Genomic DNA, 12,900 nt, shown 5'->3' on the forward strand with positions numbered 1-12,900 from the left:
CAAGCATGGCGACTTGCGCGTGGGCGGCACGGGTTATCGGATCGCGCGCGCGTGCTGGAGCCTGCGCAAGTCCTCCGCGCCGAAGCCCCAGTCGGCGAGCGCCTCCTGGGTGTGTTCTCCCGGAGCGGGCGGGCCGGTCCGGAGCGTCGGCCGAGTCCGCCCGAACCGAGGGGCGGGGGCGGGCTGCGGAATCCCGCCGAGGAGCGGAAAGTCGTTGCGTGCTTTGTGGTGCGGATGGTCTGCGACCTCGCCGAGCCCCAGGACCGGTGAGTAGCAGCCGTCCACGTCGGCGAGCAACGCGGTCCACTCGTCCCGGGTCCGCGTGGCGAACACCGTCTCCAGTCGGCGCCCGAGTTCGGGCCAGTCGGTGCGGTCCACCGCCGAGACCGGCACGGTGATGCCGTCGAGGTTCACGCCGATGGCGTCGAACAGCGCCTGCTGGAACTTCGGCTCGATGGCGCCGATGGCGATGTAGCGGTGGTCCTTGGTCTCGTAGACGTTGTAGAACGGCGCGCCGGAGTCGACGTAGTTCGTGCCGCGCTCATCGTTCCAGGTGCCCATCATTCGGCGTCCGTGGAAGAGGGCCATCAGCAGCGAGGCCCCGTCGACCATGGCCGCGTCGACGACCTGGCCGTGGCCGGAGGTGCGCGCCTCCAGCATGGCGCAGACGATGCCGAAGGCCAGCATCATGCCGCCGCCCGCGTAGTCGCCGATCAAGTTGAGCGGGATCGTGGGCGGCCCCCCGGCGCGCCCGATGGGGTCCAATGCCCCGGCGAGCGCGATGTAGTTGATGTCGTGCCCCGCCGTGTGGGCCAGCGGTCCGGTCTGGCCCCAGCCGGTCCCGCGCCCGTAGACGATGCGTGGATTGCGGTGCAGGCATGCCTCCGGTCCGATGCCGAGGCGCTCGGCGATGCCGGGCCGGTACCCCTCGTAGATCGCGTCTGCCTGCTCGACGAGCCGCAGCACGATCTCCGCTCCCTGCTCGTGCTTGAGGTCCACGATCACGGAGCGCCGCCCGCGGTTGTACAACTCCAGGCGATGGTCGGGCGCCTGAGGCCGGGCCGGCGGATTCGGCCGGTCCACGCGGAGCACTTCGGCGCCCATGTCGGCCAGGAGCATGCCGGCGAAGGGGCCGGGCCCGCGGCCCGCGATCTCGACGACACGTAGACCGGTGAGTGGGCCTGAATCCGTCTCCGGGCTCACCGGACTGTGGTCTTCGCAGGCAGGGGCGCTTTCGGTGGACTCGGTGCGATGTGCATCCTGGACTCCTTTTGTCGTGCGGGTGGCGAGGTCCTCGGGCTGCCTCTGAGCGTGAGGTCGGCTTTGTTCGGCGGGGACCATCTCACGCGGGGTCGTATATACGACAGTGAGGACGTCATTACGGCGAAGGGTAGGTCCGTCCCGGCCTCCCTTGTCAATGGGAGGGCTCGGGGTGCTTTCCGTTGCGCTCTCCGGCGGGTGCATTGGCCTGCCCATTGACCGTGCGCAGTGGCCGCCTGTAGCGTCCGAATCGCAATAAGGGACACCGGTTCGTATATGCGATCACTGGCGATGCGCGTTCCAACGGCCTCGGTGGTGCTCGCGCGAGGGAGAGAGTCGTGATCGAGCGGGACGCGATCTTCATTGACGGCAAGTGGGTCGAATCGGCGGGCACCGGGGTGCTCACCGTCGTCAACCCGGCGACCGAAGAGCCGATCGCGACAGTGCCACGGGGCCACACCACTGATGTCGACCGTGCCGCCCAGGCTGCGGCCCGGGCATTCGAGACCTGGTCACGCACCTCACTCGAGGAACGGACTGCGGTGATCAACCGCATCGCCGACATCCTCGAAGCGAAGGCCGAGGAGCTGACGCGGTCCACCGTCCGCGAGATCGGCACACCGATCGCGCTGGCCCGCAGTTCCCATGTCGCCATCCCCATCAACGATCTGCGCATCGCCGCGGCGAGCATCAAGGACATCCTGTGGGAGGAGCGGTTCGACGACACGATCGTGCGGCGCATCCCCGCGGGCGTGGCCGCGGCGATCACCCCGTGGAACGGCCCCATGCGGATGATCACGCTCAAGGCGGGTGCCGCGCTCGCGGCGGGATGCACCATGGTCCTGAAGGGCACCGAGGTCGCGCCGCTGAGTTCGTTCGTCTTTGCCGAGGCCGCCGCCGAAGCGGGGCTGCCGGACGGCGTGTTCAACGTGGTCAGCGGCCCTGGCCCGGAGATCGGTGAGGCGCTCGCGACCCACCCGTTGATCGACATCGTGTCGCTCACCGGCTCGGTGCGCGCCGGCAGCAGAGTGATGGAACTCGCTTCCAAGTCGGTCAAGCGCGTGGCGCTGGAACTCGGCGGCAAGTCCGCCAACATCATCCTCGAGGACGCCGACCTGGAGAAGGCCATCACGGACGGGCTCACCGACGCCTTCCGCAACGCGGGCCAGGTCTGCGGCGGACTCTCGCGGACGCTCGTGCCGCGGTCGCGGCTCGCTGAGGCCGAGGAGATCGCCGCGGCCAAGGCGGCGACGTTCGTCATCGGCGACCCCTTCGACGAGGCGACGACCCTCGGCCCGGTGGTCTCGGACGTCCAGCGCGAGCGCGTGCGCCGCTACATCCGGACGGGAATCGACGAGGGGATGCGGCTGGTCACGGGCGGTCCGGAGGCGCCGGACCACCTCGACCGCGGCTACTACGTGCGGCCGACCGTGTTCAGTGGCACCAACAACGACACGCTGGCGCGGCAGGAGGTCTTCGGACCGGTCAACGTCATCATCCCGTACGACGACGCGGACGACGCCGTCGCGATCGCCAACGACTCCGACTACGGGCTCGCCGGCGGTGTCTGGTCCGCCGACCCCGAGCGGGCCCGCGACATCGGACGGCGCATCCGCACCGGGCGTGTGCGCATCAACGGCGCCCCCATCGACATGCGCGCTCCCCACGGTGGTCTCAAGCTCTCGGGCATCGGCCGCGAGATGGGCCGGTACGGGATCGAGGAGTATCTCGAGTACCAGTCCCTCATCAGCTGAGCGTCGGAAGCAGAGACCAACCCCCTTGAAAGGAGTGAGCGTTGATCACCGCACAGGCCCGGGCCATGACCGGGCCGACCGCCCCGTTCAGCACCGTCACCGTCGAACGCCGCGACGTCGGCCCGACGGACGTGCTGCTGGACATCGCCTACGCCGGCGTTTGCCACACAGATGTTCACCACGCCCGGGCCGAGTTCGGGCACACCCGGTATCCGATCGTCCCGGGTCACGAGATCGCTGGGGTCGTCCGCGAAGTAGGTGCCCAGGTCACCGGACTGACGGTGGGCGACCACGTCGGCATCGGATGCCTGGTCGACTCCTGCCGGGAGTGCGCCGTGTGCCGGGCGGGACAGGAGTCCTACTGTCGCCGCGGCAAGGTGCTGACGTACAACGGGGTCGGCCGTGACGGGCAGGTCACACTAGGCGGCTACAGCGAACGCACCGTCGCCGACCAGCGCTTCGTGGCCCGCATCCCCGACACGTTGCCATTGGAGTCCGCCGCGCCTCTGATGTGCGCCGGCATCACGATGTACCAGCCGCTGCGCTGCTGGGGTGCAGGCCCCGGCAAGCGGGTCGGCATCCTCGGATTCGGCGGACTGGGCCACATCGGCGTGCAGATCTCGCACGCCCTCGGCGCGCACACGACGGTCCTCGAACTCACCGAGGACCGGCGCGCCGACGCCGAGCGCCTCGGCGCGGACGACTTCCGCACGACGGGTGACCTGGCGGCGATGCGGGACTCCTTCGACCTCATCGTGTCGACGGTCCCCTCGAACTTCGACCTCTCGGCCCATCTCGAACTGCTCGACTTCGACGGAACGTTCGTCAACCTCGGTGTTCCCGACGAACCGCTGAGAATCGACCCGTACACCCTGCTCACCAACCGGCGGAAGCTGGCCGGCTCGATGAGCGGTGGCATGCCCGAGACGCAGGAGATGCTGGACTTCTGTGCCGAGCACGGGATCAAGGCCGAGGTCGAGGTGATCGCGGCGAAGGAGCTGGACGCGGCGTACGACCGTCTGACGGCGGGTGACGTGCGGTACCGGTTCGTGCTCGACACTGCGACCATCGCCGCGACCTGAGGACGCACGCACACCACCAAGGCCCTCAGTACCCGCTCTTGGGTACTGAGGGCCTTGGTGGTTGCCGTATCTGGGCCCGTCTCCCAGGGGCGAGCTGCCGTTACGAGGAGGTGTCCGTGCCGGCGCTCCAGGTCTCGCCACGCCGTCGAGGGTGCCGATAGGCGTGTGTCGCCTTGAAGCGGGGCGACGCGTCGGACCAGCCGCGGCGGACGGACTCCCACTGTGTGATCAGCTCGTCCTCGTGGGCGTAGTCGAACCGGTCGCCGAGGCGCGTCTCCTCGGGTCCGCCGGGCGACGGCGGGTGCTCCACGAGCCAGTCGACCGTGGCGGCCAGGGCTTCCGCCGCCGGAACGGTGTCGGCGTAACCGAGTTCGGCGCGGATGCGTGTGTTGTGCCGCAGGCGGTGATCGGGACCGTGGCGCCAATACGGGTGACACGGGGTGGCCAGCGCGTAAGACATGTCGACCAGCTCGACGTCCACCCCGAGCCGGGCGGCGACGAACTCGATGCGCTGACGCACCGTGAACACGCTGTCGTCCGTGGCGACATACTTCCGCCCGGAAGCTGCCGCGGGGTGATCGACCGCGAGAAGGACGGCCTGCACTGCGTGGGCGGTATAGAGCCTGCTCTCCAGGCGGACGGCGCCGTCGGCGACGACGATGTGGCGCCTCCCGTCGAGGAGCCGCCGAACGATGCACCACTCGTGCGGTGCCACCTGGCGAGGGCCGTAGACCACCGGATACGCGAGCAGGGTTGCGCCGAACGCGCCGGCCGCGTGCGCCTAGAACAGGGCCTGCTCGGCAGCGGCCATCTTGAACGCCAACGTGCCCTGATCCGGATCAAGTTCGAGGTGTTCGTCGTCATCGAGGGGCAGGGCGGGCCGGCCGAGCGGCCCCCAGCGGGCATCGGCGGGATGTGCGAGCGAGCCGTGCGCCCCGCCGACAGCGATCAGCCGGGCGGTACGCCCGGCGAGCACCCGCGAGGTGACCGCGAGACGCCCGCTGGGCGACCACCAGGTCGAACTCCCGGTGTCCCAGACCGGCGGCGAGCGTGTCGGGCCAGTGCGGGTCGGTGTGGATGTGCCGGACCTCGCCAGGCAGGTCGACCTCGTGCTGGCCGCCGTGCAGGATCGACACGTCGTACCCGCGCTCGAGAAGACCGCCGACCACGCCCGGCCCGGTCGGGCCCGTACCGCCGATGACCAGTGCTGTGCGCGTCATGACGCTGCTACGAGCCCGCCGTGGCGGGGGTGTGTATCGACGCGTCCCCTGCGGTGAGTTCGGCGGCGAGCATGTGCTTGTCGACCTTCTCCGAGCCCAGGACGGGAAGCGCCTGTGTCTGGAAGCGCCATCGCGTCGGCACGGCGAAGGACGCCAGCACCGACCGCAGCGCACCGGCGACGTAGTCGTCGAGGTCCGGTCGGTCGGCGGTGACCTCGTCGACGACCACGACCGCGGCCACCTCCTCGCCCAGATCGGGGTGCGGCAGGCCCAGCACGGCGGCGTCGAGGACGCCGTCCACGCCGACGAGCGCGCGCTCGACCGCGAGCGGCGCGATGTTCTCGCCACCGCGCAGGATGAGGTCCTTGCTGCGCCCGGTGACCCACAGGTAACCGTCTTCGTCCAGGTGGCCCAGATCGCCGGTGTGCAGCCACCCCTCGGCGTCGATCGGGCCGGCGGCCTCGCCGAAGTACCCGAGCATCTGCGATGCCGCGCGGATCAGCACCTCGCCGTCGCCGTCCGCTGTCCGGTCGCCGAAGGAGATCTCGACGGTGGGCAGTGGAATCCCGCAGACACCGGGATGGTCACGTGTGTCACGGCCGGTGGCCGCCGTGGCCTGGCCGCCGTTCTCGGTCAGCCCGTAGCCGGTGGCGATCCGCGCCTCCACGGACGGCAGTTCATTGCGGATGCGCTGATACAGCGTGGGATGTGCGGGCGCCGCGCCGAGCGTCAGCGACCGGAGACTGCCCAGATGGACCGGCCGCTCCGCCTGGGCGTCGAGCAGCCTGCTGACCATCGTCGGAACGGCGCTCCAACGGGTGACCCCGTGTGCCGCGATGAGATCCATCGCGGCATGGGGCTCGAACCGGCCTTCCGGGAACACGAGTGTCTCGCCGACCACCACCCCGCGTACCAGCGTCTGCACCCCGCCGACGTGGAACAGCGGCGCCGTGTGGAGGGCGACGCTCGCCGGCGCGTTCCCAAGGTCTTGGGGGAGCCGCTTGGTGACGGCCAGGAGCGCGTGCAGGCCCGAGATGATCGAGCGATGCGAGAGCACCACCGCCTTGGGGAATCCGGTGCTGCCCGAGGTGAAGAGGATCAGCGCCGGATCGTTCTCGTCGTCGCCGGTGGCGCGCTCCGGCAGCGGCCCGTCGACAGTGGTGGGCGTCGACCACGGAGCGGTGGGAGTGCCTGCAGGCACCTTGCGCGCCAACCGGGCGTCGGCCAGTACAGCGCGGGGTTGCAACAGCGAGAAGGCGTGCTCGACCTCGCGGGTGCTCCACCAGGAGTTGACCAGGACGGGAACGGCTCCCAGCCACCAGGTCGCCCAGACATTGACCACCCAGTCGGGACCGTTCCATCCCAACAGCGCGACTTTGTCGCCAGGACCGATTCCGTGCTGCCGCAACTGGGCCGCCTTGCGCCGGACCACGCCGCGGAGCTCACCGAAGTCGAGCCGGACATCGCCCTGCACCACGTGCGCTCGGCCGGCCCAGCGGTCGGCATGGTCAAGAAGCGATGCCACGCATCGCGTGCGGGGCTCGTACACGCGATACGGCACGCCGTCGGCCTGCTCGACCACGATCTCGCGCCCCCAGGGTGCGACCGTGCCGTTCATCAGGCCTCTCCTTTCGTACGGTGGGGCCGCAGTCAGCGGCTCCGGCCGGATGCCTCAACACCTTGATGTCTCAACGGAATTCGCGACGCTCGACCACGAGCGGGTCGTGGCTCGGGACGACCTCGCACCCGAGCTTCTCGATCAGGTCCAGGCTGTTCTTGTATGCCACGATGTCCGTGAAGAAGCCGGACGGGATGTGCTCGTCCTCGGCGTCGCCTTCCCAGTTCTCGTAGAGATCGATGCAGTCGCCGGCCAGCAGGTAGCGCGTCGTCTCTGCCTCGACGACGACCCCTTGTGATCCGGGCGTGTGACCGGGAAGCGCGACCACTGAAATGCCGGGCGCCACCTCGGCGTTGCCGTCGATCGCGTCGAGCCTGTCCTCGGCGCGACGCCACGCGGCCGTCAGGTCCGGCAGGTGCTCGAACTGACGGCGGTGCCACGGCACCGGATTGCTCGCGTAGTCGATCTCACGCTGCTGGACGACGATGCGGGCGTTCGGGAACAGGTGGTTGTTCGAGCTGTGGTCCCAGTGCAGGTGGGTGTTGATGACGACACCGACGTCCGCAGGATCCACCCCCAGCTCCCTGAGCGCAGCTTCGGGGCGCTCCTCCGGCGTCTGCTCCATCTTGATCCCGTGGTGTTTCACGGCACGGTCGAAGTCGGCGCCGGTGTCGACGATCACGGGGGCGCCGGCCCCTTGGATCACGAACATGATGAGCGGGATGTCCAGGGTCTCGCCCCATCCCCGTACATAGGTGAGCGATGGCTTGTGGAGTCCGAAGACGCGGCCGACGGACACGGCGGTGATGGTCAGTGTCATGCGGCCTCTCCTACGGGCAGTGCCGGCTCGGTGAGTTCGCGATGGCTGGTCTCGCGCAGGGCGAGGGTGCAGAGCAGGCCGACGAGGCAGTAGACGGCGAGGAAGACGCCGAAGACGAAGCCGCCGTAGCTGCTGATCAGGGTCGCCGCCACCAGCGGCGGGACGGCTCCGCCGAGCACGCCGGCCAGGCTGTAGGAGAGCCCGGCGGCGGTGTAGCGGTAGCGAGTGTGGAAGAGCTCGGACAGGAACGATCCGGCGACGCCGAATCCGACACCGGCGATCAGGAAGGTCACCGACATGCCGAGCCAGAAGGCGCCGAGCGCCCCGGTGTCCAGGAGCGGGAACAGGGCCAAGGCCCACGGGATGCCCACGATGTTGGCGATGAGCAGGACCCGCCGACGCCCGAACCGGTCGGTCAGGATGCCGCCCGCGATGATGGCCAGGCAGTTCAGCAGATTGCCGAACATGCCGGCGCCCAGCACCTGGGGCCGTGGCAGGTCCAGCGTGGCGGTGCCGTAGTTGGTGAGGAACGCGATGCCGATGTAGCCGAGCGAGAAGGCCATGACCAACGAGCCCGCGCCGAGCAGGATTTCCTTCCACTGGTGGGTGAAGGCGTCCTTGAACGGCAGGCCGTCGCCTGCCCGGCGGCGCATGGCCTGCGCTGCGAAGGCAGGGGTCTCCTCGATCCGCAGCCGGATGAAGAGCCCGACGACGAGGAGCAGGATGCTGAGAACGAACGGTAGCCGCCAGCCCCAGGCCCCGAAGGTCTCGTCGCTCATGTAGAGGCCGGTGATGAGGAACGTCCCCAGCGCGAGGATGTTGGCGAACGCGCCGCCCAGGTTGGTGAACATCGCCCAGAAGCCCCGGCGGGCCTGCGGCGAGTGCTCGGAGGTGAATAGAGCGGCGCCCGCCCACTCGCCACCGGCGGCGAGTCCTTGGGCGATCCGCAGCACGACGAGCGCGATGGGCGCGACGACACCGATGGCGGCCGCGGTCGGGAGCAGGCCGATGAGTACGGTGGCCGCGCCCATGATCGACATCGTGGCGATGAGCGTGCGCTTGCGCCCGAGACGGTCGCCGAAGTGTCCGAACAGGATGGAGCCCAGCGGGCGGGCGACAAAGGCGACACCGAGGGTCGCGTACGAGACGACGGTGCCGGCGTGCTCGCCCAGCACCGGGAAGAAGGTGTCGGCGAAGACCAGCGCGGCAGCGGTGGCGTAGATGCCGAAGTCGTAGAACTCGATGACAGTGCCCATGAAGCTGGCCGCCGCCACCTTGCGCATCTTCACCGGCCTCGCATCCGTGGACGCGGACGTCTCAAGGGGCTCTGCGGGGCCGGGGGGTTGGGGTGCCAGATCCTCGGGGGGACGTTGTGTGGCCATCGGACCGACTCCTCGAATGCTCGTCATTGAGAGCGAGGTGGATGAAAGGCGGCTCGTCCGTGCGCGCTTCGGGTGGTCGCAGACGGTGCACAGTGCCAGTGCGGTTCGTATATAAGAACTTGCATCTGGAATTAGGAACCGCTGATGGGGAACGTAGCCGTGCGGATCGGTCTCGGTCAATACTCCGGGCGGCGGCGGGGGAGTGGCCGTGAGTCGCCCGGCGGCGTTGACATCCCGCCTCGGAAGCGATTCATAATGGCGATCGATAGTTCTGAATTAGGAACGTGCGTGATCAGGTCCGGTGACGCCGTCCGCGTTCCTCCGCATCGGGACGATCACCGACGCGGCCTCAAGCCAGGCCGCGGTGACATCTGGAAGGTTTGGCGACAGCGATGTCCGTACCCACGACTGCCTGGCCCCGACAGCTGCACCAGGGCGACGAACCCGTCCCCATGCTCATCGACGGGGAGTGGACGTGTCCGACGGCGTCCACCACCCCGGTGTTCGACCCCAGTACGGGAGAAGCCATCGCGGCCGTGCCCGACGGCGGCGCGGAGGCTGTCGAGGCAGCGGTGACGGCGGCGCGACGCGCCTTCGAAGAGGGGCGGTGGCGCGGCATGTCCGGGCCCGACCGCGGCGCCGTGCTCTGGCGCGTCGGAGACCTCATGCGGGAGCAGGCCGACGACCTCGCGCGACTGGAGAGCCTGAATCTCGGCCTCCCGGTCGGACAGGCCAGGAGCATGGTCCTCGAGGCCGCCGCCCAGTTCCGGTACTACGCGGGGTGGGCGGACAAGATCCACGGCCGCACGATCGACCTCGGACCCGCGGACCGCCGCGTCCAGGGCTACACGCTGCGCGAGCCGATGGGTGTCGCCGGGCTCATCACGCCGTGGAACGCGCCATTGAGCATGGCGGCCAAGAAGCTCGCCCCGGCGCTGGCGGCCGGATGCTCCTGTGTGCTGAAGCCCGCCGAGGAGACGCCGCTGACCTCGCTCTGGCTCGGGCAACTTCTGCTTGAGGCGGGCGTTCCGGCAGGCGTGGTCAACGTCGTCACCGGAGTCGGTGAAACGGCCGGCGCCGCCCTGACGGAGCACCCGGACGTCGACACGGTGTCGTTCACGGGGTCGACCGAGGTCGGCCGTCTCATCGTGCAGGCGGCCATGGGCAACATGAAGAAGCTGTCGCTCGAACTCGGCGGCAAGTCCCCGGTCATCGTGTTCGGCGACGCCGACCTCAAGGCCGCCATCCCCGGCGCGGCATCGGCGGTCTTCTGGAACTCCGGTCAGGTCTGCGCTGCCGGAACGCGGCTGTTCGTGCACGAGTCCGTGTTCGACGAGGTCGTGCGCGGCGTGGCGGAGATCGGCGCCGCGATGCGCCTGGGTGCGGGCTCGGACCCCACCGCCGAACTCGGCCCGCTCATCTCCCAGAAGCAGCTCGACCGGGTGTCGGGATACGTCGGCCGCGGCATCGAGGACGGCGCCCGAATCGTCAGCGGTGGCAAGCGAGTTGGGGACCAGGGCTTCTTCTTCGAGCCCACCGTCCTGGTGGATGTCGACCAGTCGATGACCGTTATGCGTGAGGAGATCTTCGGCCCGGTGCTGGGCATCATGCCGTTCTCCGATACCGACGAGGCCGTCGCGCTGGCGAACGACAGTTCCTACGGTCTCGCCTCCAGCGTCTGGACCCGCGATGGTGCGCTGGCCCACTCGGTGGCGCGGCGACTGCGCGCGGGTCGCGTCGGGATCAACGTGCACCGTGCGGGCGGGGCCTACATGCCTGCCGGCGGCTACCGTCAGTCAGGCTGGGGGCGGGAGAGCGGCCCGGAGGCCCTGGAGAACTACCTCGAGACCAAGTCGGTGGTGTCGCAGCTCGCCTGAGTACGGCTCGTGAGGCGGCGGCGGGGGCCCGCCGCCGCTGTCGTCGTGGTGGCGCCGACGGTGGGCCAAGGTGGGCTCAGCTTTCGGTGAGGGACCTCGTGCCCCACGTCAGCAGGGCGGCCGCGTATGTGCGGCCGCCCTGCTGACGTGGAGTCGGGAGGAGTGGTCAGTCGAGGTGCCCCCCGGCCCGCAGAACACCTTCGGCCACCTTGAAGGCCTCACCGGCCGCGGGGAGACCGCAGTACACCGCGGTCTGGAGGAGGACCTCCTTGATCTCGGCGACCGTCGCGCCGTTGTTGATCGCTCCCTCGACGTGATGAGCGAGCTGCGCGGGCCGGCCCAGCGCGGTCAGTACCGAGAGGTTGATGATGCTGCGGGTCTTGCGGTCGATGCCCTCACGGGCCCAGACGCGGCCGAAGCAGACTTCTTCGGAGAAGTCCTGGATGACGTCGTTGAAGCTGTTGCGGTTCTGGTCCTTCTTCTCCACGTAGCCGTCACCCATGAGCTCGTTCATGATCCGGCGGCCGGTGGTCTTGATGTCGATGGCGTCCGTGGTGTCAGCGGTGTCCATGTGTCGTCTCCTCGTAGCCGGTTCCGCGTGGTCAGGGAAGTGAGAGTGGATCAGCCGCGGTCGAGAACGGCCTGGACCTCTTCGGCGCTGAGCTTGATCGTCACGCCCGCCCGCTCGTTCTGCAGGAGCAGCGGCGTCTGCGAGTCACGGTTGCCCCAACCGCGGTCGAGGGCCTCCTTGAAGTCCTCCTGGACCAGCCGGGCGGCGCGCATCGGGACGTCGAACTGGTCGGCCAGCTCCAGGGCCAGCCGGAGGTCCTTGTTCGCCAGCGCCAGCGCGAACGACGGCGGATCGAAGGCCTCCTGCAGATACCGGTCGCCGACCCGGTCGAAGGTCCGGGCCCTGCCGATGGCGCCCTGACGCAGGGCGTGCCAGAGAGCGTCGGGTTCGACGCCCGCCTTGACCCCCATGGTGAAGACCTCTGCGATCCCCGAACGAATGATCATGCTGGCGCAGTTGTGCACCAGCTTGGCCGTGTTGCCGGCGCCGATCTCCCCCACGTACAGGATCTGGTCACCGATGGCGTCGAGGACCGAACCCACGCGGTCGAACGCGCCGCGGTCCCCGCCTACGTAGATGGCGAGTTTGCCGGAGCGCGCCCCCTTGGGGCCGCCGCTGACCGGGGCGTCGAAGAGCTCGACGTCGTGCTCGCGGCAGGCTTCCTGGACCTCGCGCACGACCGTGGGGGAGTTGGTGGTCAGGTCGAACCATGTGCTACCCGGCTTGAGCGCACTCAACAGCCCTCCGTTGCCTACGCCAAGCTGCCGCATCTCCACGGGGCCCGGCAGGGACGTGAAGACCACGTCGACCGCACCCGCTAGCTCGGCGACGGAGTCGGCCCAGGTCGCCCCCGCCTCCTCGAGCGGTGCGCCGCTCGACCGGTTGAGATCGTGCACGACGAGGTCGTATCCCGCTCGCCGCAAGTTGAGAGCCATGCCCTGGCCCATGGAACCCAGCCCGATGAAGCCGACCTTCATGGTTGTCCTTTCGTCGGTGAACGGACAGTGGCGGCGTCGTCGTGAACCGCGGCCACCTAGCCACCTGGATCGTAATTGCGAACGACTGACCGTATAGGCGAATGAACGGTAGGACTCGCGTGTCCGGGTGTCAACGTCGCCGGGGGCTGCACGTCCGTTGACATCGGCAGGGTGCAACCCTAGCCTCGTGGTTGTAAATACGGACCAGGGTTCGTAATGACGAACCAACCAAGTGGGGCGTTCCGGTGTGGAGTCATCGTGGGCCTCGCCTGCGGCGTCCGCGCCCAGGGTCTGCCGCTGTAGAGCGGCGTGAGGTTCCTTCTTCCGCGACTTGAGTGA

11 protein-coding genes are annotated in these 12,900 nt (G+C 69.0%); 3 read left to right on the forward strand and 8 right to left on the reverse strand.

Annotated features, from left to right (window positions below; genetic code table 11):
• Nucleotides 1-33: 33 nt before the first annotated feature.
• A complete protein-coding gene (locus ABT009_RS46605) occupies nucleotides 34-1,203 on the reverse strand; it encodes a CaiB/BaiF CoA transferase family protein (protein ID WP_351309280.1) in 1,170 nt (389 codons plus the stop codon).
• A gap of 395 nt (nucleotides 1,204-1,598) precedes the next feature.
• Between ABT009_RS46605 and ABT009_RS46610 the strand changes: the two genes are divergently transcribed.
• A complete protein-coding gene (locus ABT009_RS46610; RefSeq protein WP_351309284.1) occupies nucleotides 1,599-3,014 on the forward strand; it encodes an aldehyde dehydrogenase family protein in 1,416 nt (471 codons plus the stop codon).
• Nucleotides 3,015-3,055: 41 nt separating this feature from the next.
• Nucleotides 3,056-4,096 carry an NAD(P)-dependent alcohol dehydrogenase gene (locus tag ABT009_RS46615; protein ID WP_502990105.1) on the forward strand — a complete coding sequence of 347 codons (1,041 nt, stop codon included), beginning with the start codon at nucleotides 3,056-3,058 and terminating at the stop codon, nucleotides 4,094-4,096.
• Between the two features lie 100 nt (nucleotides 4,097-4,196).
• On the opposite strand, the gene ABT009_RS46620 is transcribed toward ABT009_RS46615, so the two are convergent.
• The 5 genes from ABT009_RS46620 to ABT009_RS46640 form a co-directional block, all read right to left on the reverse strand.
• On the reverse strand, nucleotides 4,197-4,811 hold the full coding sequence (locus ABT009_RS46620; protein ID WP_351309287.1) for an NAD-dependent epimerase/dehydratase family protein: 615 nt from the start codon (nucleotides 4,809-4,811) through the stop codon (nucleotides 4,197-4,199).
• A 145-nt stretch (nucleotides 4,812-4,956) separates the two neighbouring features.
• On the reverse strand, nucleotides 4,957-5,316 hold the full coding sequence (locus tag ABT009_RS46625; protein WP_351309290.1) for a Rossmann-fold NAD(P)-binding domain-containing protein: 360 nt from the start codon (nucleotides 5,314-5,316) through the stop codon (nucleotides 4,957-4,959).
• A gap of 7 nt (nucleotides 5,317-5,323) precedes the next feature.
• Nucleotides 5,324-6,934 (reverse strand): class I adenylate-forming enzyme family protein, encoded by a 1,611-nt coding sequence (locus tag ABT009_RS46630; protein WP_351309293.1) that lies wholly within the window; start codon nucleotides 6,932-6,934, stop codon nucleotides 5,324-5,326.
• 70 nt (nucleotides 6,935-7,004) lie between these two features.
• Nucleotides 7,005-7,754 carry an N-acyl homoserine lactonase family protein gene (locus tag ABT009_RS46635; protein WP_351309296.1) on the reverse strand — a complete coding sequence of 250 codons (750 nt, stop codon included), beginning with the start codon at nucleotides 7,752-7,754 and terminating at the stop codon, nucleotides 7,005-7,007.
• Nucleotides 7,751-9,037 carry an MFS transporter gene (locus ABT009_RS46640; RefSeq protein ID WP_351309307.1) on the reverse strand — a complete coding sequence of 429 codons (1,287 nt, stop codon included), beginning with the start codon at nucleotides 9,035-9,037 and terminating at the stop codon, nucleotides 7,751-7,753. The genes ABT009_RS46635 and ABT009_RS46640 overlap by 4 nt, the downstream gene beginning before the upstream one ends.
• Before the next feature lie 491 nt (nucleotides 9,038-9,528).
• Between ABT009_RS46640 and ABT009_RS46645 the strand changes: the two genes are divergently transcribed.
• Complete coding sequence (locus ABT009_RS46645) at nucleotides 9,529-11,013, forward strand: aldehyde dehydrogenase family protein (RefSeq protein ID WP_351309299.1); 1,485 nt, start codon at nucleotides 9,529-9,531, stop codon at nucleotides 11,011-11,013.
• 166 nt (nucleotides 11,014-11,179) lie between these two features.
• Here the strand turns inward: ABT009_RS46645 and ABT009_RS46650 are convergent, their stop codons facing one another.
• Nucleotides 11,180-11,584 (reverse strand): carboxymuconolactone decarboxylase family protein, encoded by a 405-nt coding sequence (locus tag ABT009_RS46650; RefSeq protein WP_351309302.1) that lies wholly within the window; start codon nucleotides 11,582-11,584, stop codon nucleotides 11,180-11,182.
• 50 nt (nucleotides 11,585-11,634) lie between these two features.
• Nucleotides 11,635-12,789, reverse strand: coding sequence for an NAD(P)-dependent oxidoreductase (locus ABT009_RS46655; protein ID WP_351309310.1), 1,155 nt, complete (start codon nucleotides 12,787-12,789; stop codon nucleotides 11,635-11,637).
• Nucleotides 12,790-12,900: the final 111 nt, after the last annotated feature.

The organism is Streptomyces sp. NPDC002896, assembly GCF_040295225.1.
In the GTDB taxonomy this organism is placed as follows: domain Bacteria; phylum Actinomycetota; class Actinomycetes; order Streptomycetales; family Streptomycetaceae; genus Streptomyces.

What these genes read in the sequence shown, in the direction of transcription:
- ABT009_RS46625 (WP_351309290.1), bottom strand. Translation starts at nt 5,316, where the DNA reads ATGACGCGCACAGCACTGGTCATCGGCGGTACGGGCCCGACCGGGCCG.
- ABT009_RS46630 (WP_351309293.1), bottom strand. Translation starts at nt 6,934, where the DNA reads ATGAACGGCACGGTCGCACCCTGGGGGCGCGAGATCGTGGTCGAGCAG.
- ABT009_RS46635 (WP_351309296.1), bottom strand. Translation starts at nt 7,754, where the DNA reads ATGACACTGACCATCACCGCCGTGTCCGTCGGCCGCGTCTTCGGACTC.
- ABT009_RS46640 (WP_351309307.1), bottom strand. Translation starts at nt 9,037, where the DNA reads ATGCGCAAGGTGGCGGCGGCCAGCTTCATGGGCACTGTCATCGAGTTC.
- ABT009_RS46645 (WP_351309299.1), top strand. Translation starts at nt 9,529, where the DNA reads ATGTCCGTACCCACGACTGCCTGGCCCCGACAGCTGCACCAGGGCGAC.
- ABT009_RS46650 (WP_351309302.1), bottom strand. Translation starts at nt 11,584, where the DNA reads ATGGACACCGCTGACACCACGGACGCCATCGACATCAAGACCACCGGC.